Origin of the sequence: Phormidesmis priestleyi BC1401, from assembly GCF_001650195.1 — a bacterium.
GTDB classification, from domain to species: Bacteria; Cyanobacteriota; Cyanobacteriia; order Leptolyngbyales; family Leptolyngbyaceae; genus Phormidesmis_A; species Phormidesmis_A priestleyi_B.
In genome coordinates this window covers 1-19,524 of sequence record NZ_LXYR01000004.1, presented here as the reverse complement: position 1 = coordinate 19,524, position 19,524 = coordinate 1, and the positions used below count along the sequence as shown (strand labels likewise).

Here is a 19,524-nt window from a genome sequence, read left to right as displayed (position 1 = left end):
TTCACTCCTTGCCTCAATAGTCTGCGCCTGCTTTTATCAAGCTCACGACTCAAATTTCTGTAACAGGCTTTCTAATTGTTGAACTGTAGCGCGAGGAGAAGGGCGAGGCAAGAGTCGGGGCGTAGGAGACGCGACATAAAGCACCGGAATCTCATATTGATAGGTCTGAAACCAGTCGCCGCGAGTCGTGATGTCGCGGATTTCAAGCTCGATCGCCACCGCACGAATCTGTTCTAACTTTTCTTGTAACCCTTCACACAGATGGCATCCTGGCTTGCTGTAGAGAATTAGTTTCATCAATGCCTGACCTTCTGATAGAGGAATCGCCACTCGATCGTTTCTAACCTGGAATATTCACCCTTAAAGAGCCGGGGATATTTACCCCACTGATTCATCATGTCAGAGGTTACTCTAACCAGCAGACAAATTGAACGATCGCTGTCACAGCAAATTCAAGCCATTTATAAAGACCAGCTAGGAGTGCGCCCGGAGAAAGTAGTCTGTCATTTTTTTGATCAAAAACTGGCGATCGTCCTCGAAAAAGTCACGACTCCCTCTGAGCAGCTTTTATTATCAAACGATCGAGTCGAGTCTGCAAAGAAGATGCGATCGCACTTAGATGCCGCCCTTAAACCTCGCCTGATTGAGTTAATCGAAGAGATCTCTGGCGCTGCGGTCAAAACTCTACTCAGCGACACTGATCTCACCTATGACGTGTCTGGCATGATTGTCGTGTTGGGTGATGTGCCTCCTGTTCAGAATGTCGAATCGGTTCCTAAAAGTAGACAGACTTAAGTAAACATAAAATGCCGGAGATGCCCTCACTCACCCCAGCCCTCTCCCGCAGGAGAGGGAGCCAGAATCTAGTTCCTCTTCTCCTTCGGGAGAAGGGGTTAGGGGATGAGGGTCTTCAGTTTAATTGTGCCTACCTACTAAGTTTAAAAAGAAAGGTGAGCAGGTTTCAGATCTGATGACTGCTATCCAATCACAACAGTGCGATTTCCATAGACTAAGATGCGATTTTGCAGGTGCGATCGGACGGCTCTTGCCAGCACCACTCGCTCTAAATCTTTGCCTTTGCGAATTAGATCATTGACATCATCTCGATGGCTGACCTGCACAACATCTTGCTCAATAATCGGACCTTCGTCGAGGTCTGCGGTCACATAGTGAGCAGTCGCTCCGATGATTTTAACGCCCCGCTCATAGGCTCTCTGATAGGGGTTTGCCCCCGCAAATGCAGGCAAAAACGAGTGATGGATATTGATAATATTGGGGAATTGAGCCACAAATTCTGGACTGAGCACCTGCATATATTTTGCCAGCACCACTAGATCGATTTTGTGTTGCTGCAAAAGCTCGATCTGCTTCACTTCCTGTTTGAGTTTTGTTTCTTTTGTAATCGGAATGTGTTGAAAGTCGATATTAAATTGAGTCGCGATCGCGCTCAAATTTTCGTGATTGCTGATAATTAACGGAATCTCGGCGGCAAATTCTTTTGCCTGCTGTCGCCAAATCAAATCAAACAAACAGTGATCTTGGCGACTCACCCAAATTGCAATGCGAGGCACTGCATCAGAAAAGTGAATCTGCCATTTTGCATTCAAGGGCTGCGCGATCGCTCTAAAGGCAGGTTCGATTACGTCACGAGGCAAATTAAACCCGTCTAACTGCCACTCAATGCGAGCGAGAAACAACCCAGCCAAAAAGTCAGTGTGCTGATCAGCGTGAATGATATTGCCCCCGTTTGAGTAGACAAAGTTCGCGATTTTGGCGACCAGCCCCTTTTGATCGGGGCAAGAGATGAGGAGGGTTGCAGTCGGGCTAACCAGCATAGTTTGGTCTAGAGGTGAATCTGGCTGAGAATAATGCGGAGACGATCGTAGTCATCTTTGAGCAACAGACTCAGGGTGCGTCCTGCTTGCACCAGCCAGGGACGATCGGCTTTTCGCAGTTGATAGACTTCGCGAATCGTCGCGGCTGTCAGCGCATCAACGGGTGCGCCATTCACGTCGAGCAGGGTTCTCAAAAAGTCTAGCTGTTCGCTAAAGGCAATCACCTCATCGGGATCACAGCCATAAACAGCTTGGTGAATCTGAGGCGGACGAGGCGGAAGATGTTGATAGAACGCGGCTGACCCGTTGCGCTTTTCAGGATTGGGACGATAACCGACGATCGCCGCCCGAAACTCAGTTTTGAGCATGGCAAAGATTTGGGGCTGCTGCTCTCGCAAATCTTCGAGCGATAACCCCAACGCTCTGGCTCGATGAACCGAGTCGATCGGGCTAGTAGTCGCGTGATAAACGACCGCGTAGATGAGATTTTTTGACTCTTCATCGACGGCTTTGACCCAGCTTCCAAACGGCGGCATCACCGGAAAACTCAAGTTCTCTGGCTCTAAACACTGTGCCAAAAATTCGGTAGTTGAAGTCTCAATGACTTCTGCAATGTAGTTAGACGGACGGTTTTGAGCCGCAAACTGAGGCAGAGGAAGACGCATAAACGGAAAAGGTTATTTGGCTTTTTTCTTGCCTGCGGTCGGTTCAAGAACGACGATTTCAGACATCCGAAAGGTGACGAGCTTGTCCCAGATGCCGCCCTCAAACAGCACGGCAGCTTTACCATCGGTCACTCTTTGCACTAACCCTGTAAACCCGTAATAAGTATCGTTGATGTTGGTCACGCGGACGGCTGAACCTGGCAGAATCATAGTCATTTCTCAAAAGAACGGCTATCTGTAGTGTACTAGGAGTCATTCAAGATTGAGCATTGGCGATCTGAGATGAATGAATCGAAACTCACCAATGATCGATTAAAACTTTAGTCGTTGACGGAAGTTAGACACCGATTCGACCAATCCGATCGCCAAAAAATTCATCAACAGTGCCGCATTGCCAAAACTTAGCCAGGGAAGCGGGATTCCGGTGACCGGAGACAAATTAATCGTCATGCCCACATTCACGACGACCTGAAAGACGATCATCGAGAAAACTCCGATCGCCAATAAAGAGCCGAAATCATCTTTGGCGTTTTGGGCAATGATCAGCAGTCGGAAACAAATTAGCAAAAAGGTCAGCAAAACTGCCACCGAGCCAATAAAGCCGAGTTCTTCCCCGATCGCGGTAAAGATAAAATCGGTGTGTTGCTCAGGAATAAAGTTGAGTTGAGTTTGGGTTCCTTTATAAAGTCCTCGCCCCCAGAATTCACCTGCCCCGATCGCAATGCGTGACTGAATCAGGTGATAGCCGCCGCCCAGAGGATCTTGATCCGGGTTCATAAACATGGTGATGCGCTGTTTTTGGTAGTCCTTCAGCACGTATTGCCAGAGAACTCGCCCCAAACCACCCGCGATCAGATTAATCACCACCGGAACGAGCGTTCCGTATGTTTTCCAGGGCAGCGTTTTCCAAGCAGTCCAGCCGATGAAGGCAACCCAAAGAGCGATAATGAAAATGCCGATGCCCCAAATTGGCAGCAGCACGTTAAACAAAATCGCCGAGATGACCGGAGAGACAAGCAGCAGCAGCCATCCTGGATTGGCATTGCCCCAGTAAAGCATTCCGATCGTAATCGAACCAAACACGAGCGAAGTCCCTAAGTTTGGTTCTAAAAACACAAGAACCCACGGCACTGCGGCAATCACCAACACTTTAACCATCATCGGAATTGTGGATGCCGATCGCTCATGAAGCAGAGCCGCGATCGTGATGATCATGCCCAATTTGGCAAATTCAGACGGCTGCACGTTAAAGCCGAAGATGTTGATCCAACGCTGTGCCCCCAACTCTTCTCGCCCGACAAACATCACCAGCAACAGCGAGGCATTGGTGATGCCATAAATAATCCACTTCCACTGCAACAGTTGGTCATAGCGCCAGCGAGCAATCAGCAAGGCAAGCACCAGCCCGACGCTGCCCGTAATCCAGTGTCGCCACCAGTCTGCCCAGCCTGCATTTAGCTCGACGCTGCGAATCATGATGCCGCCGAGAATAGTGAGCGCAACTGGGGCAGCAAACAGCCACCAGTCAACTGCCTGCCAGGGCTGCAACCAATGCTTAAAGCGAGCGGGCAAAACGGATTTTCGGAACATAGTCGAGGATAAAGAACTAGGTCAGCGCTGCAATTGACACTTTAGCAGCAATCTGCTCAGCGATCGCTCTGAGCGCCTTTGCCGAGGCAGAATCAGGATTGCCTGCCACGATCGGCACTCCGCTATCGCCCCCTTCTCGCAGCGGAATTTCTAACGGCACACAGCCCAAAAGCGGGACGTTGAGTTCCTTGGCGGTTTTTTCGCCACCCGCAGAGCCAAAAATGTCATAGTGGCGATCGGGCATATCCGGCGGAATGAAATAGCTCATGTTCTCGACAATGCCCAGCACTTTCACACCGAGTTGCTGAAACATTTTTAAGCCGCGACGCGAATCGAGCAAGGCGACCGTTTGAGGAGTCGTCACAATCACCACACCTGCCATCGGGACGGCTTGAGCCATCGTGAGTTGAGCGTCCCCGGTGCCGGGAGGCATATCGACAATCAGATAATCCAGTTCGCCCCACTCAACCTGATAGAGAAATTGACGAATCACGCCGTTTAGCATCGGACCTCGCCAGATCACAGGCTGATCTTTGTCGATCAAAAAGCCCATCGAAACAAGCTTGACTCCGTGATTAAAGGCGGGTTCGATGATTTCACCTTGAGCGCCTTGACGCACAGTTACACCCACGCCCTCTAACCCCAACATGGTCGGCGCATTAGGACCGTAGATGTCTGCGTCGATTAACCCAACTTTTGCACCTGCTTGAGCGAGGGCAACCGCGACATTCACCGCAACACTACTTTTTCCGACTCCGCCTTTGCCGCTCGAAACCGCGACGATATTTTTAACCCCGGCGATTCCGGTGCGATCGGGCAGCGATTTTTGCTGCGGAGTCTCAGCCGTCACTTCGACCTCAATCTTGTTGACCCCTGGCAGAGTTTTGATCGCCCGTTCGCAATCTTCGACAATAAACTGACGCAATGGGCAAGCAGGAGTCGTCAACACAAGGGTAAAGCTGACGTTGCCATCCTCGATCTTGACATTGCGAATCATATTCAACTCCACCAAGCTTTTGCGAAGTTCGGGGTCTTGAACGGGTTTAAGAACTTCTAAAACAGAACTAGCATTCAGCGTATCAAGCATTGTGTTCTCCACACTAGGAGCGGCGATCGGACGTTAGCAGCAATCTCGATCTTACCGCTATGGTGAGTCGTCCTCCCTGATTCGGGAGATTGCTTAGAAATCAAAACAGCCGCGATCGGGTGAAGAATCTTCAGCGATCGGGTGCTCGACTGCCTGTGCCAACTCCGAGGCAACCCGCGCCGCGTATGGCTTTGTGAACGACCAAATCAACGGAGACAGCCACCCTTGCAGCGTCACCGAATAGGAGACACACGTTCCTAAAACAGATGATTTAATTTCATAGGTGACTCGTTCTTCGATCCCTGGTAGTGCCAAAATGCGGACGCTCAGAAGCGATTTATCATCAACCCGTTCGACAAAAATCCGAATCGGAAACGGACCTAACCGAGTCATCGCTTCATAAATCAGTCCCGGTTTTGCCACGAGTCCGCGAGGCACGTTGGTGCTTGACAACAGCGGATGCCAAGACACATCGGCTAAATCAATGATTTTCTTCCACAAGTCGTCAACCGAGGCAGTGCTGATCGTCTGATAGGTTCTCGCCAGCGTGTATTGCAGTCGTCGCCGTTTGCGATGAATAAATTTAAGCGGGATAAATGGGAAATTCAGCATGACGATCGTTCTCCTGCAACTCAACAGGGAGTTTCTATCCTAGATGGATGAGCAATCAAAGCGACATCCTCCTCAAGACTTCTGTTTACTCTCTAACCGATGAGAAGTTTAATCTGTATCGTTATCGTCTAAAATCTGAGGCATAAAGTCGAAAATCTTTCGTCAGTCTACGAGCTTTTCACAAATTTACAGAAATTAACAGTCGCGCAAACTCCGTTTTCTCTAGGAAAAGCCCGTTCTCACTGAGGTTGGGAGGGTTGGATGATGCCACTATTCACGATAGGCTAGAGAAGTCTGCTGATTGGGGAGAGCCACAAGGCGTTAGTCGCTTGTATCGACGAGATAAACGTCAGCTTCGTCGCGATCGCCTTCTCAATACGCGGGGATAAGGTGCTACACGTTGCCAACCTCTATTTGACTTAATTTTCCAGGGATCGCAAGTTATGACAGCTTTTTCCACCTCTGAAGCCACCACCACTCAGGCGTTTCCCCCTTCCGACTCGCGCGATCGCGTCAGCCAATGGTTCAAAACTCTGCAAGATAAGATCTGCCAGGGCTTAGAACAGGTTGATGGCGAAGGCACCTTTCAGCAAGATAGCTGGGAGCGGGCAGAAGGCGGCGGTGGTCGATCGCGGGTGATGAAAGAAGGCAACGTCTTCGAGCAAGGCGGAGTCAACTTTTCTGAGGTGTGGGGGAAAGATTTGCCTCCCTCAATTTTGGTGCAGCGTCCTGAAGCGGCGGGACACAGCTTCTATGCAACGGGAACGTCGATCGTGCTGCATCCCCGCAACCCCTTTGTGCCGACGGTGCACTTAAACTATCGCTATTTTGAGGCAGGTCCGGTCTGGTGGTTTGGCGGCGGCATTGACCTCACGCCCTACTATCCGTTTGCCGAAGATGCCGCGCACTTTCACAACACGCTCAAGCAAGCCTGTGACGCTCACCACCCAGAATATTACCCCGCGTTTAAGCTCTGGTGTGATGAATATTTCTATCTCAAACATCGTCAAGAAACGCGCGGAGTCGGTGGCATTTTCTTTGACTACCAAGATAGTCAAGGCGTTCTCTATCCGATTTCTTATCCGGGTTCTCAAATCGACACCAAGGCGGCAAACCACAGCAAAGAAGTGGGCGCGATTAAAGGGCGCAACTGGGAGAACTTGTTCTCTTTTGTGCAGGGCTGCGGCGATGCTTTTCTTCCGGCTTATGTGCCGATCGTTGAGCGTCGCAACGGCTTAGACTACACCGAGCATCAGCGCAATTTCCAACTCTACCGACGCGGGCGCTATGTTGAATTTAACCTGGTGTACGATCGGGGCACCATTTTCGGCTTGCAAACCAACGGACGCACCGAGTCGATTTTGATGTCTCTTCCGCCCCTAGTTCGCTGGGAGTATGGCTTTCAGCCTGAACCGGGAAGCCCCGAAGCAGAACTTTATGACACCTTCTTAAAGCCGCAAGACTGGGCGAACTGGTCAGCAAACCCCAAGGCATAACCTGCACGGCTTACCCTTCGTTTTTGCGCTTCTCACTGTTTTATGAATGTCTCGATCGTTGACTGCGTTAGAAACCTTAGATAGGTGGGTATCACTAAACTCGATGCGCTTCGTCCGAACCTCATAATCGGACAGCACTCACCGATATCTACCGCATGAGGAACGTCAATGGTTTACATGGAGCAGAAGACAATTGACATGGAGCAAACAACGCACACCCATCAAGACGGCACGACTGTTATTGTCCTTCAGCCTACGGGGCGGCTTGACATCGCGACCGCGTGGCAGTTTCGCTTAAAGCTCCAAGAATGTATCGCTAAACTTAGCCGTCACATTGTCGTCAATTTGGGGCAGGTCAATTTTATTGATAGCTCTGGCTTAACGTCGCTGGTTGCTGGAATGCGCGATGCCGATAAGGTCAGAGGCAGCTTTCGGATTTGTAACGTTCACCCGGAAGCCAAACTTGTCTTTGAAGTGACCATGATGGACTCGGTGTTTGAGATTTTTGAAACCGAGTCAGAAGCCTTAGAAGGAGCGCCGAGAGGAGTCGCAAGTTAGTCAGGTATTCTAATAGTCTTTTCGCTTGGTAAATTCGTAAGCGCCCAAGATCGCTCCCCAAAGGGCTTTGCCTGTGTTGGGGTCGATGCCTTTGTCATGGCTGAAAAATTTCCCAGGGCTGACTTCAAACCCCAATGAGACTTGGCGGGTTTCACCTTGATAAGAAAAGCAGCAGCGAGCATCGGCAGGAGGCGACGCGTGGAAGCGATCGCCCTGCAAACTTTGCTCGTAAGTTACTTGAAGAATGCAGCCAGGTAAGAGTTCTATCTGGTCTTCAGTCAGGTTTCCTAACCGATCTGGGTTCTGCCCTGCACCCCGAAATGCAGCAGGATTTTTGAAGCTGTAGTATTGCACGTTTAAAGGAAATTTAGCACGATCGTCTGCCGATCGGATGCGTAACAGCCGCTGGCGGTAGGCTTGATCTAGCTGCAACACGTTTGCTTGTTCGGCAAACACGGTGCAACTATCGTTTGTGAATAGATTAACCGGGCGATGCCACGCTCTTAGATGAACAAACCAGATGGGATCAGCGATCGCTTGCTCTCGATTGTCAAATTCGCCGCACAGGTCACGCGCTAGGGTACTAACTAAATTCATAAAGTGGTACGATCGGGACAAAATTTACAATACTGCATCCTTGCCGTTTCAGATTTCTCCATCTTCGATCGATGACCCTACTTATTTGACGCATCGCCGCTGGATGACTCGCGCGTTAGAACTTGCAGAAGAGGCAGGCAGCGCAGGAGATGTGCCTGTCGGTGCGGTGATTGTGAACGCAGATGGACAGACGCTTGCAGAAGCCCAGAATCGGCGGGAGCGTGATCACGATCCGACTGCCCATGCAGAAGTTCTCGCCCTTAGAGCAGCCGGACAGACGTTAAAAAACTGGCATCTGAATGACTGTACGCTCTATGTGACGTTAGAACCCTGCCCCATGTGTGCAGGTGCGCTGATCTTAGCTCGATTGGGTTTGCTGGTTTACGGGGCAGATGATTTGAAGGCGGGAGCAGTCCGATCGGTGCTTAATGTGCCAGATAGTGCGGCTTCTAACCATCAACTGGCTGTGCTGGGCGGCATTTTAGAATCGGCGTGTCGTCAGCAGTTGCAGGATTGGTTTCACGATCGACGCAGGCGATTGTCGAACAAAAGCATTCATTAAGTCTATTTAGAGAGTAGCTTAAGCTAAACGGTTATCGCTCAAGAGAGCCTGACACCCTTACTTAAGAGGTCGAGTTCGTCTCCCCAGCGAGTGGAGAGATGAATCTCAGCCGAAGCCTTGCATTACTTCTTTTCGCTGACTTCTGCGTCAGGGAAGCAAACTTTTGTGCCCCCTAAACCACAATATCCGCCGGGGTTTTTGGCGAGATATTGCTGATGATAGGCTTCAGCATAGTAGAACTCAGGTGCGTCGAGAATTTCGGTCGAAACTTCTCCATAGCCTTCTTTCGTCAACGCTTTTTGATAGGCATCGCGAGATGCTTCTGCCAAAGCGCGCTGCTCATCAGAATAGACGTAGATGCCCGATCGATACTGAGTGCCAACATCGTTGCCCTGACGCATTCCCTGAGTCGGGTTATGGCTTTCCCAGAAGACTTTCAGCAACTCTTCATAGCTGACCACACTGGGATCAAAGACCACTAGAACGACTTCGTTATGTCCCGTTTTACCTGAACAGACTTCTTGGTAAGTTGGGTTGGGAGTCGCGCCTGCCGCATATCCTACTGCGGTTGTGAAGACCCCTTTTTGCTGCCAAAACTTGCGCTCTGCGCCCCAAAAGCACCCAAACCCCAACACTGCCGTCTGCATCCCAGCCGGAAACGGAGGCTGAAGGGGGTTGCCGTTGACATAGTGGCTTGAGGGCACGGGCATCTTTTCCGCCCGTCCAGTTAGGGCTTCTTCAGGGGTGGGCAAGCTCTGCTTTTTGCCAAGTCCAAATAATGCCATGCGTTTTAACTCTTATTTTTGAGATGAATCTTTACGTTATTCCATCGTAGCGTATCCCTCAGCCTGCTTCAGGTGTTGGGAACCGTCCAATTATTTGATGATTGGCACACAATTCCCTCTCCGCGTATAACATTCTTTTTAGGGGTCGTCTGTCGTCCCCATCGCGGCAGTCTTCCTATGTCTGAGCTATGAAACATTCCATCTCTAGGGCACCCTTTCAGATCAAGTGGGGAACGATCGGCGCGATCGGACTTTTATCCATCGCGGCGGGTCTAGTGATCAGTGGGGCGTGGCTGAGTGTGGAATTTATTCTTGATCCCCGATCGGTGATTTGGCTGAATCATTATCTTCCCGATGGGGCAAAAATTCCGATCGTGGGGTCAGCCGAGTTACGAACCCTGGCAGAGTTACAGGAAGCATTGAGAAAAACCGGACGCACGATCGGCAACCCGATTCTGCTAGACAGCAATCTGAAATCGGCTAAAAATTCCTCTGATCTGCTGTTGCCTGTGCTGACTCGCCAAGAGAACTGTGACCTAGACTGCGATCGTGTAACTGAGCTAAGAGTCTATCGCCCCGTTTTGGCGAGCGATAGTCGAGGTAAACCAGAGTATCTTCAACTGATTAGTCAGCTTCCGATCAGTGGAATCGACGAGACATTTGTGCTAACACCGTTTGCAGAGGCTGAGGGCGACGATCAAGGCTCAACCCGCGCACTGCCGTTAACCACGCTACAGCGATTTGAAGAAAGGGCACCTGGGCAAGGCATTTGGCTCAACTTGAGTGGTCAGCAATCGCAGGGAGACAAATCTGCCGCTTATGGAGAAATCGTTCACTACAACCCTGGTCAAACTTACCTCAACGTTTTGTTGCGATGGACTAGCCCGATCGGAGAGGCTCCCGTTTGGCAAAAACGAGCCAGGGGAATGCTGTCTACGCTGGTGGTGAATCAATCGATCGGGCTAGAACCCAATTTTGCTGCCTATCAGGTGAGAGCACGCAAATTTACCCCTGATCCCCTACAGCTTCTTCCGGTTTCGCTCACCGACCCTGCTTTAGAAAATGGTGCGTTTGTCGATGCCCTTTTTCTAGCAAGAAATGGTTTATGGTCAACCGCTTTAGAGTTTTTACGATCGGTGAAGAAACGCCAACCTCCGTCAGAATGGTCGGCGGCGGCTCAAGCGCAAATGGATCTTGTAGAACGCCACGCTCAAGTCACTCAATTGCAGGCTTCGCAGCCTTGGGTGAGTGGCAGTCAACAGGTGTTAGTCAACCTGATTGATGGACGTTGGGCAAAAGCTACACAAGTGCTGCAAACATCGCCCGACGATCGAGACGAGATCACCAATCTATTGAAGAGTGATTCGGGGCGGCTGTGGAAGCGTGTCAGTGCCTTGTTGAAAGTGAATCCTATTCGGCAAGATGTGCAGACCTGGGGAGCGCTGATTTTGATGGCGCAACAAGACAAAGTTAACGCGATCGCGTGGTTAAAGAAACAACCGCAAGAGGCTGCGACAAGTCGTGCCCAGATCGTCAAATTGTTAAATCAAGTCGATGGCACTTTAGATACCAGTCTAAGCAACTTGAACGAGAAACCAAAGTCTCCAGCCATGCAGGAAAAGAAAGCCACCCCATAGGATTGTCAATAAAACAGTTTTTTTAGCAGCAATAACGTGAAACAATCACCCGTTCTAAATGCCGGAGGGGGGGATAATAACCATTTTTGCGGTCTGTTTTCTGCACCTTCTTGAGAATTAGTTGCAGAAAGAGCTTGACAAGGTTCACCAAACCGTAATAAGACGATTAAGGGTTATTGTCTCATCGAACAGATAAGAACGATAATTATTATCACTCGCAGTTTTGTTTGACTTCTGATCGAGTCGATGCAGGAGTTGCCGTGATCCATTCATTCATCCTGGTGCGAGGCTAGACGATTATGACGAATCTCTTTTTCAAAGCTTTCTGGCTAAATCCTGCGATCGTGGTAGCCAGCCTGACGATTTCGTCAATGGCAAAAGCGGCTGATGTTCCCGTCATCCAGGCTCAGACTGCGCCGATTCAGCTTGCCCAAACCGAGACAATGCTTGCAGGGGCTGAGATCGCCAATCCCAGTGAGACGGGGTTATCTCAAGTCACCTCTGTGTCTCAACTGTCAGATGTGCGCCCCACTGACTGGGCATTTCAAGCACTGCAATCTCTCGTTGAACGCTATGGCTGCATCGCGGGATATCCCGATAAAACCTATCGTGGCAACCGTGCTATGACCCGCTATGAGTTTGCAGCCGGGTTGAATGCGTGTCTCGATCGCGTCAACGAGCTGATCGCCGCATCTACCGCAGATCTAGTCAAGAAAGAAGATCTGGCAATCCTGCAAAAACTGCAAGAAGAATTTGCCGCCGAATTGGCTACCCTGCGCGGTCGTGTCGATGCGCTAGAAGCCAGAACAACCACCTTAGAAAAACAACAGTTCTCAACAACTACTAAACTCAATGCAGAAGCAGTCTTTGCCCTGACTGGAATTGCTACTGGACAGGGGGCGACGGGTCAAGATCTCCCTAGAAATACGATTGCAGCGAATCGAGTTCGTCTGAACTTTGAGTCCAGCTTTACGGGCAAAGACTTGCTCAGGACTCGACTTCAAGCTACCAACCTGAATGCGTTTTCCGCTACGACCGGGACTCCAGAGGGAGACTTCCGCTTTGCAGGCGGCACCTTTGCTAATACCAACAATAATCAGGTCGCCATCGACCAACTTCTCTACGCATTTCCGTTGGGTGAAAACACGATGGTTGCAATTGATGCCAACAATGGGGCGATCGACGACTACACCGACACCCTCAACCCCTATTTTGACGGAGATGGTCGCTCTGGGGCGCTGACCCAAATGGGAACCCGCAACCCTATCTATCTGCTGGTCAACAATGGCACGGGCGCAGGGATTCGGCAGAGCTTTGGCAAACAGCTAGAACTGAGCTTGGGCTACTTCGCTAACAATGCGTCCAGTCCAGCCGACAAAAATGGGCTTTTTAACGGCGGCTATGGAGCCTCGGCCCAGCTAACCGTCAAACCCACTGATGCGTTGAAGTTTGGCTTGACTTACATTCATGCCTACAATAATGACTTTGCGTTTGGCGGTGGTGTAGGCAGCAATCGCGCAAATCTGCGATCGGCGCTGCTCAATAATCCCAATTTGCCAGCCGCCTTAGCGCCCTTTGCTGGGTTGAACGTTCCTACTTCCAGCAATGCCTTTGGCGTGGGAGCCTCTTTTCAACTCAATCCAAAGATTGTGATCAACGGTTCTGTAGGATACACTCAAACGCGCACGCTCTCTTCCCTGGGGGGTGCTTTACCGAGAGGAACCCTAGATATCTGGAACTGGACAGTGGGCGTTGCTTTTCCTGACCTGTTTAAGAAGGGGAATATTGCTGGAATAATTGTGGGGATGGAACCTAAAGTGACGGGCGTTAGCTCAAATTTGAGCGCGGCGATTGGACGCGATCGTGATACCTCTCTGCATGTCGAGGGCTTTTACCAGTTTCAGTTGACCGACAACATTGCGGTGACCCCTGGACTGGTCTGGCTCACCAACCCCGATCACAACCGCAACAACAACGATATTGTGATTGGAGTTGTCCGGACAACTTTCACCTTCTGAGAATCGAGTTACTACAACTGGCTTACTTCAACGATAGGGGGACATTTCTGAGTGTCCCTTTCCTAGCTTTTGCAAACGGTCAATCGTTCTGGATTTCCAAGTTCAGCACGTAGCACCCTAGCTGAGTCTGATCCGCCCAGAGTTCGTATTCTAATCTCAACTGCTCAGGGATGGGGTAGCCATCAAGATGCAGGCTGCGGGTGTAGTTGTGAAGTTTGATCTGGCTGCCCTGTCTAATTTGACTACCCTGAAGCCAATAGCGACTGATGCCATAAACGCCGCGCTCCCAGTGGTGACGATAGCTGAGCTTGCCATCACCCTGCATGGTCATCGTGATGCGATAGGGAGAAATTTCTAACCACAGCAATCGAGGGGTGGGAAGCAGATCAGTTGAGTTAGGTTCTGGATCGCTCTGCTCTCGGCTAATCGCAACTTTAGGCTCCGTCAACAGCAGATGAAACCGTTCTTGATCTCGTTGATAAATCGTGGCGATCGCCTGCACATCAGACCAGACAGACAAATCTGTAGACACGATCGAGCGAGAAGCGAGTCTGCGATGGTGAGTCAGCATGGGATGGTAGGATAGCCTACGCAGTGCGATGTCAGTCTAGCCGAACCCCATGCCAACTCCACCCTCGATCGCTTTAAAGATTACGGATCAACAGCATGAGTTAATCATTAAAAGCACACAACAAGCACTGCACGGGCGAATTCGGGTGCCGGGTGACAAATCGATTTCTCATCGATCGCTGATGTTGGGCGCTCTTGCCGAGGGCGAAACGGTGATTCATGGATTGCTGCTAGGCGAAGATCCTCGCAGCACGGCAGCGTGTTTTCGGGCAATGGGGGCGACGATTTCAGAACTCAATGCCGAAGAAGTGCGGGTGCAGGGCATCGGGTTGGGCAATCTGCAAGAACCTGAAGATGTTCTCAATACGGGGAACTCTGGAACCACGACTCGGCTGATGCTGGGGATCTTAGCGTCGCATCCAGGGAAGTTTTTTACGGTGACGGGCGATCGCTCGATTCGATCTCGCCCGATGTCTCGTGTGGTTAAACCATTGCAGCAGATGGGCGCACAGATTTGGGGGCGCAACAACAATTCGCTGGCACCGTTGGCGATTCAAGGACAGAATTTAAAGCCGATTCACTATCAGTCTCCGATCGCCTCTGCTCAAGTCAAATCGTGCATTCTGCTAGCCGGACTGATGATTGAAGGACAGACGATCGTCACCGAACCCGCTCTTTCACGCGACCACAGCGAACGGATGCTTAAAGCATTTGGGGCAGAACTGAGCGTTGATCCCGAAACCAACAGCGTCACCATTACCGGACAATCTCGACTTAAAGGACAAACTGTGATCGTTCCGGGAGATATTAGCTCGGCGGCGTTTTGGCTCGTGGCAGGGGCGATCGTTCCCGGTTCTGATTTGACGATCGAGAACGTTGGCGTGAACCCGACTCGCACCGGAGTGTTAGAAGCTTTAGAACAGATGGGCGCAGACATCACGTTAGAAAATCAGCGTCACGTTGCCGGAGAGCCTGTTGCCGATCTGCGAGTGCGTCACAGCAAACTCAAAGCCTGCACGATCGCTGGAGATTTAATTCCTCGTTTAATCGACGAAATTCCGATTTTGGCAGTCGCCGCTACGTTTGCAGAAGGAACGACTGTGATTCGAGACGCTGAAGAGTTGCGGGTTAAAGAGAGCGATCGCATCACCATCACCGCGACTCAACTGAATCTTATGGGAGCCAGCATCACCGAGCTACCCGACGGCATGGAGATTGTCGGCGGTAAAGTTCTCAAAGGGGCTGAAGTCGATAGTCATACCGACCATCGAATTGCGATGAGTTTAGCGATCGCGGCTCTCAACGCCACAGGCACCACGACGATTCATCGCGCCGAAGCCGCTGCGATTTCCTATCCTGATTTCACCGCAACGTTGCAGCAAGTGACCCATTAGAGAATTTGGTTGATGCAAGAGTTTTAGTCGCGATCGCTAACCCATCAAAATCACGTTATCAATGACGTGAATAATCCCATTATCGGCTTCGATATCAGGAGCAATCACCGTCGCATTCTTCACCTCGAAGCCGTCAGTGAAGTTTAATGTGATCGGCGATCCTTCGAGCGACGTGACAAAATCGAGCTTTTCTAAGTCGGCTTTTGTATATTTGCCAGATACGACGTGAAAAGTTAAGATTCGGGCAAGTTGAGGAATGTTTTGCACGAGAGTCTGAATGGTTCCGGGCGGCAGTTTAGCAAACGCATCATCTGTCGGCGCAAACACCGTAAACGGACCCGGACTCTTGAGCGCGTCAACCAAATTAGCGGCTTTAACCGCTGTCACCAATGTGGTAAAAGACCCTGCACCAACGGCAATGTCAACAATATCAGCCATAGTAAATATAAGATTGAGATTCTACAAAAGACTGTGAGAAAAGCGTTGCACAGAGAAAGTGAAGGTGCCAGTCTACGATCGCTGCAATATCGAAACCTGCAACAACTTGGCAATGGCTCCAACAAAAAACTAAACCATGCAACGCTAATTGGAAGGGAGCGTAAGCTCTTATGGATTATCATATCTACAAAATCCATAGTAAAAAAGCATTGTTATCAATAATTTCAATAGACTTTTTACTATGAACTAGCTATCCATCTCCAGGAGACCTTTGCTTTGCAGAACGCCACCCTCCATCAACTTAAAGTCTTTGAAGCGGTTGCTCGTCACAGCAGTTTTACCCGTGCCGCCGAAGAACTGTTTCTCACTCAGCCAACAGTTTCGATGCAGGTCAAACAGTTATCAAAAACGGTTGGTCTGCCATTATTTGAGCAAGTTGGCAAACGGCTTTACCTGACTCCTGCGGGTAAAGAATTGTTTGCGACCTGTCGAGACTTATTCGCTCGGCTCTCTCAGTTTGAGATCGCGATCGCTGACCTCAAAGGTTTAAAGCAAGGCTGTCTGCGAATTGCTGTGGTGACGACTGCAAAATATGTGATTCCGCGAATTCTCGGTCCGTTTTGTCAACGCTATCCCGGCATTGATATCTCTCTAACCGTTACCAATCATCAATATGTGTTGGATAGTCTGAACGAAAACCGAGACGATTTATATATTCTCAGCCAGTTGCCCGAAGACTCAGATGCAGTGGCGCATCCCTTTATGGAAAACCCATTGGTGGTGTTGGCACCGCGCACTCACCCGCTTGTCAATGAGAAGAATATTCCTCTGAAGCGGATTTCTGAGGAGCCTTTCATCATGCGAGAACCGGGTTCTGGAACTCGCAAGACGGTGCAAAAGCTGTTTGACTCTGAGGGGATGTCGATGAAAGTCAAACTCGATTTGGGCAGCAATGAAGCGATTAAGCAAGCGATCGTAGGGGGTTTAGGAATTTCGGTGCTTTCTAAACACACCCTGGCGCTGGAAGGACTGAATAATCAATTGGCGATTTTAGATGTAGAAGGCTTTCCGATCGAGCATCATTGGTATGTCGTCCATTCATCCGGAAAACAGCTATCGGCGATCGCGCAGGCTTTCTTTGACTACTTGTTAACTGAAGCGAAGCAAGTCTCTGAAGAAACCGCGTTTCAAAAGCTACTCTGAGAAGTGCTTAATGTCTTCTTCGCTTCGATGCTGCCCCGCCCTGAACTGAAGTTCGGGCTAGCAGAGAAAAGTCCGTTGAAACGGACTAAGAGCCAGTCTTAGCCAGTTCTTGAGTCCGTTTCAACGGACTTTCCACCATTAGCCCAAACTTCGGTTCAGGGCGGATAAATGCAATGAACGATCGCGTCTCAGACATCATTCAACTTTTATCAGTCGGGTAGTTTGTATTGCCCGACAATTCGCTTTGCGTAGTCTGGAACGTGTTGCTCTAGCTTCTCTGGGTAGTTGCGTTTGACGTATAGATAATTGCGGGTGAAATGAGAATCAATCGAGAAGCGCGCATATTCTAATCCTTTCGGACCAATCTTTTCGATCACCACGCCCATGAGTTTTGCCGCCCACATCGGCAGCGTTACGCCTTTATCGTAAGCTGGAATACTTTGCTGAACGGCGTTTTTACGATCGCCCTGTGACATGACGGGCTGTGTTTCGATTTGGTCTTGCATCAAGTCAAGCATTTCTTGACCTCGATCGTTTCTCACGACAATCCACTGCCAGCCAAACGGCGCTCCCATATATCCCACGACGAGATCGGAGAGGGAGTTTACATAATCAAAGCAGCTTAGACACGAGGGCGCAAACACGTCTTTAAGCTCGTTGGTTTTTAAGCCAAAGAAGGGCACTAACTCAGTTGAGCCATCTTCGTGCTTAAAATGCACTCGAAAGTCTTGCATAAACTCGTAGTAGACGACGGTATCGGGCGATCGGCTCGTGGTGTCTAAAAATTTCTGCAATCCAGCGCGAGTCACATTATCGGTGCAAGGAGTGCCCAAGACGTAGAGTTTCTCAAGTCCTAACTGTTTTTCAACGGCTCGAAGGGCTTGAATCTGACAGCCCACTCCGATCGCTAACAGCCGCTTCATTCCTGACTGCTCGATTTCTTCTAAAACAGATAGATTTGGCGAGAGCGTTGGTTTATTAACTCGTGCCGCAAGAATGTCTTCAGGTGTGCGAGCAATCACAGGTTTAGGCTGAAAGCGATCGTCGTCGCTATTCTGCACACACACAACTCCTTCGACCATGCCGCGATTGAGCATTTCGATGGCGATCGAACTCACAATTCCCGTCCACTGTGCCCCCGGAATCGGTTCTTTTTTCCGCGCTGCCATCATGTCTTGATGAACGCCAAAATACCAATCGTCCTGGTTTTCTAAATCACGACTGCGCCCGTGAACGGTTTCTTCTAGCTCGGCAATCTGCTGATTGAGAAACGCACACGCATCTTTGACGTAGTGAATATAGTAAGTGTCACACAGCCCACACTCGCTGCACAGTTCTTTGGCGGGGCGGCGGCTAGACGATTTGAGGGCTTTTGCCTTTTTGTGGGGATGCGCCAGTGTCATAAGAGGGCGGATTTTATAAAAGGTCACTATTGATCACAATAGCTCAATGCTGTCGCCTGAAATAGTCTCTGGTTGCTATCTTGAACAGAGTGACGTTTATCGAGTGCGGCTGATGCAACCTGACAGCAACAAATCTTCTAGTGTTTGGGACTATAAGCCGTGGTGGTGTCAACCCTGGTCAATTTTGCTCACCGGAGTGACGTTGATTAGCGGCAGTTGGATTGTATTTAAAACGATTTGGATCACGGTGCTGGTGGCGATTCCGCTTTTGGCGTGGATGGGATTTTTTCTGTTGGTTTACCCGCGATCGATGGCTGAAAGTGGAGTGTTGCAGATGAAGAACGAGAGCGATCGGGTTTGATTTAAAGTTCGATCAGATGAAATTTTTAGCAAATAAAAGCTTTTTTTATTAAACCAAGGCGTTTTTTGTCTGAGATCGTTGATTTTTTTCAAAAAACTTGAAAGCGGAATAAAAATATGAGTATTTTGGCTACCAACATAAAGCGGGACAGATTGAACGAAGCCTTAAGTTTTGAGGGAGCTACTGTCCCGGCTTAAATTGGTAGCCGTATTTTTTATCGCTTCCTTGATCTCGTTTTTAAATACAAGAGTTTGCTTATGCGATCGTTGATTTTTTAATCGGCTTTCATCTGCCTCAAAACGGTCAATATTTTCCGTCGTAGATTCATAGGTAGTCGGGATAGTGCGAGTCTGATTTGGGCTTTAATGGATGACGCTGATTTTCCTTGAGAAATGAGCGATTGACCTTCTTAAGTGTCTCCGATTTGAATGAGGCGAAGTCCGAGCAGAAGCTTGGTTTCTAATGTCTTCTTCACGAAGTCTACCGTGTACACACAGTCTTTCGATCAGTCATTGCTGAGACTCTCGCCCCCTAAATCCCCCATGCTGAGGGACTTTGAGATGGAACGGAGTTTTAGAGGTCAAGCCATTGATCTGGTTCAAAGTCCCACCTGATCGCAGGGCTAGTTTATTGAAGAAAGGAAAATAGACGATGGAGGTCATGCGCCACTGCCCGAATTCCTCTCGTAATCGAGTCAAAGCCGTTCAATCGCA

At 49.7% G+C, this 19,524-nt stretch carries 21 protein-coding genes and 1 pseudogene; 10 read left to right on the top strand and 12 right to left on the bottom strand.

What is annotated here, in order from left to right; genetic code table 11:
* Positions 1 to 42: 42 nt before the first annotated feature.
* The gene (locus A8707_RS03435) at positions 43 to 330 is read right to left on the bottom strand and encodes a glutaredoxin family protein (protein WP_331711669.1); all 288 of its coding nucleotides are present in this window, start codon (positions 328 to 330) and stop codon (positions 43 to 45) included.
* A 66-nt stretch (positions 331 to 396) separates the two neighbouring features.
* Here A8707_RS03435 and A8707_RS03430 point away from each other — a divergent pair, with 66 nt between their 5' ends.
* Positions 397 to 795 (top strand): Na-translocating system protein MpsC family protein, encoded by a 399-nt coding sequence (locus A8707_RS03430; RefSeq protein WP_068815145.1) that lies wholly within the window; start codon positions 397 to 399, stop codon positions 793 to 795.
* 182 nt (positions 796 to 977) lie between these two features.
* Here the strand turns inward: A8707_RS03430 and purU are convergent, their stop codons facing one another.
* The 6 genes and pseudogenes from purU to A8707_RS03400 form a co-directional block, all read right to left on the bottom strand.
* Entirely contained in the window at positions 978 to 1,835 is an 858-nt protein-coding gene (gene purU / locus A8707_RS03425) for a formyltetrahydrofolate deformylase (protein WP_331711668.1), read from the bottom strand.
* 8 nt (positions 1,836 to 1,843) lie between these two features.
* On the bottom strand, positions 1,844 to 2,500 hold the full coding sequence (locus A8707_RS03420) for an HAS-barrel domain-containing protein (RefSeq protein WP_068815143.1): 657 nt from the start codon (positions 2,498 to 2,500) through the stop codon (positions 1,844 to 1,846).
* Between the two features lie 12 nt (positions 2,501 to 2,512).
* Positions 2,513 to 2,707 (bottom strand): annotated as a pseudogene (locus A8707_RS03415) (NAD(P)H dehydrogenase subunit NdhS); the annotation flags it as partial.
* Between the two features lie 105 nt (positions 2,708 to 2,812).
* The gene (gene rodA, locus A8707_RS03410; RefSeq protein WP_068815139.1) at positions 2,813 to 4,090 is read right to left on the bottom strand and encodes a rod shape-determining protein RodA; all 1,278 of its coding nucleotides are present in this window, start codon (positions 4,088 to 4,090) and stop codon (positions 2,813 to 2,815) included.
* 16 nt (positions 4,091 to 4,106) lie between these two features.
* Positions 4,107 to 5,177 carry an Mrp/NBP35 family ATP-binding protein gene (locus A8707_RS03405; RefSeq protein ID WP_068815137.1) on the bottom strand — a complete coding sequence of 357 codons (1,071 nt, stop codon included), beginning with the start codon at positions 5,175 to 5,177 and terminating at the stop codon, positions 4,107 to 4,109.
* A 93-nt stretch (positions 5,178 to 5,270) separates the two neighbouring features.
* Positions 5,271 to 5,789: a polyketide cyclase / dehydrase and lipid transport gene (locus A8707_RS03400; RefSeq protein WP_068815135.1), complete on the bottom strand. Its 519-nt coding sequence runs from the start codon at positions 5,787 to 5,789 to the stop codon at positions 5,271 to 5,273.
* 257 nt (positions 5,790 to 6,046) lie between these two features.
* Between A8707_RS03400 and A8707_RS30130 the strand changes: the two genes are divergently transcribed.
* From A8707_RS30130 to A8707_RS03390, 3 genes are all read left to right on the top strand, one after another.
* The gene (locus tag A8707_RS30130) at positions 6,047 to 6,178 is read left to right on the top strand and encodes a hypothetical protein (protein WP_269452657.1); all 132 of its coding nucleotides are present in this window, start codon (positions 6,047 to 6,049) and stop codon (positions 6,176 to 6,178) included.
* A gap of 54 nt (positions 6,179 to 6,232) precedes the next feature.
* Positions 6,233 to 7,285: an oxygen-dependent coproporphyrinogen oxidase gene (hemF, locus tag A8707_RS03395; RefSeq protein ID WP_068815133.1), complete on the top strand. Its 1,053-nt coding sequence runs from the start codon at positions 6,233 to 6,235 to the stop codon at positions 7,283 to 7,285.
* A 198-nt stretch (positions 7,286 to 7,483) separates the two neighbouring features.
* Entirely contained in the window at positions 7,484 to 7,843 is a 360-nt protein-coding gene (locus tag A8707_RS03390) for an STAS domain-containing protein (protein WP_197484601.1), read from the top strand.
* A 9-nt stretch (positions 7,844 to 7,852) separates the two neighbouring features.
* Here the strand turns inward: A8707_RS03390 and A8707_RS03385 are convergent, their stop codons facing one another.
* Positions 7,853 to 8,440, bottom strand: a complete 588-nt coding sequence (locus A8707_RS03385) for a chromophore lyase CpcT/CpeT (RefSeq protein WP_068815129.1) — start codon at positions 8,438 to 8,440, stop codon at positions 7,853 to 7,855.
* Between the two features lie 40 nt (positions 8,441 to 8,480).
* Between A8707_RS03385 and tadA the strand changes: the two genes are divergently transcribed.
* Complete coding sequence (tadA, locus tag A8707_RS03380) at positions 8,481 to 9,002, top strand: tRNA adenosine(34) deaminase TadA (RefSeq protein ID WP_068815127.1); 522 nt, start codon at positions 8,481 to 8,483, stop codon at positions 9,000 to 9,002.
* A gap of 122 nt (positions 9,003 to 9,124) precedes the next feature.
* On the opposite strand, the gene msrA is transcribed toward tadA, so the two are convergent.
* Complete coding sequence (gene msrA, locus A8707_RS03375) at positions 9,125 to 9,787, bottom strand: peptide-methionine (S)-S-oxide reductase MsrA (protein WP_068815123.1); 663 nt, start codon at positions 9,785 to 9,787, stop codon at positions 9,125 to 9,127.
* 188 nt (positions 9,788 to 9,975) lie between these two features.
* Between msrA and A8707_RS03370 the strand changes: the two genes are divergently transcribed.
* Positions 9,976 to 11,424 carry a hypothetical protein gene (locus A8707_RS03370; protein WP_068815122.1) on the top strand — a complete coding sequence of 483 codons (1,449 nt, stop codon included), beginning with the start codon at positions 9,976 to 9,978 and terminating at the stop codon, positions 11,422 to 11,424.
* A gap of 299 nt (positions 11,425 to 11,723) precedes the next feature.
* Positions 11,724 to 13,442, top strand: coding sequence for an iron uptake porin (locus A8707_RS03365; RefSeq protein ID WP_068815121.1), 1,719 nt, complete (start codon positions 11,724 to 11,726; stop codon positions 13,440 to 13,442).
* 79 nt (positions 13,443 to 13,521) lie between these two features.
* On the opposite strand, the gene A8707_RS03360 is transcribed toward A8707_RS03365, so the two are convergent.
* Positions 13,522 to 14,013: a hypothetical protein gene (locus tag A8707_RS03360; protein ID WP_068815119.1), complete on the bottom strand. Its 492-nt coding sequence runs from the start codon at positions 14,011 to 14,013 to the stop codon at positions 13,522 to 13,524.
* A gap of 49 nt (positions 14,014 to 14,062) precedes the next feature.
* On the opposite strand from A8707_RS03360, the gene aroA reads away from it, so the two are divergent.
* Positions 14,063 to 15,406, top strand: coding sequence for a 3-phosphoshikimate 1-carboxyvinyltransferase (gene aroA, locus A8707_RS03355; RefSeq protein WP_068815118.1), 1,344 nt, complete (start codon positions 14,063 to 14,065; stop codon positions 15,404 to 15,406).
* Between the two features lie 36 nt (positions 15,407 to 15,442).
* Here the strand turns inward: aroA and A8707_RS03350 are convergent, their stop codons facing one another.
* Complete coding sequence (locus A8707_RS03350) at positions 15,443 to 15,844, bottom strand: fasciclin domain-containing protein (protein ID WP_068815116.1); 402 nt, start codon at positions 15,842 to 15,844, stop codon at positions 15,443 to 15,445.
* A 276-nt stretch (positions 15,845 to 16,120) separates the two neighbouring features.
* Here A8707_RS03350 and A8707_RS03345 point away from each other — a divergent pair, with 276 nt between their 5' ends.
* A complete protein-coding gene (locus A8707_RS03345; RefSeq protein ID WP_068815114.1) occupies positions 16,121 to 17,047 on the top strand; it encodes a LysR family transcriptional regulator in 927 nt (308 codons plus the stop codon).
* Between the two features lie 209 nt (positions 17,048 to 17,256).
* On the opposite strand, the gene A8707_RS03340 is transcribed toward A8707_RS03345, so the two are convergent.
* Complete coding sequence (locus A8707_RS03340; RefSeq protein WP_068815112.1) at positions 17,257 to 18,450, bottom strand: Coenzyme F420 hydrogenase/dehydrogenase, beta subunit C-terminal domain; 1,194 nt, start codon at positions 18,448 to 18,450, stop codon at positions 17,257 to 17,259.
* A gap of 46 nt (positions 18,451 to 18,496) precedes the next feature.
* Between A8707_RS03340 and A8707_RS03335 the strand changes: the two genes are divergently transcribed.
* Entirely contained in the window at positions 18,497 to 18,811 is a 315-nt protein-coding gene (locus A8707_RS03335) for a DUF6737 family protein (RefSeq protein WP_331711667.1), read from the top strand.
* Positions 18,812 to 19,524 lie beyond the last annotated feature (713 nt).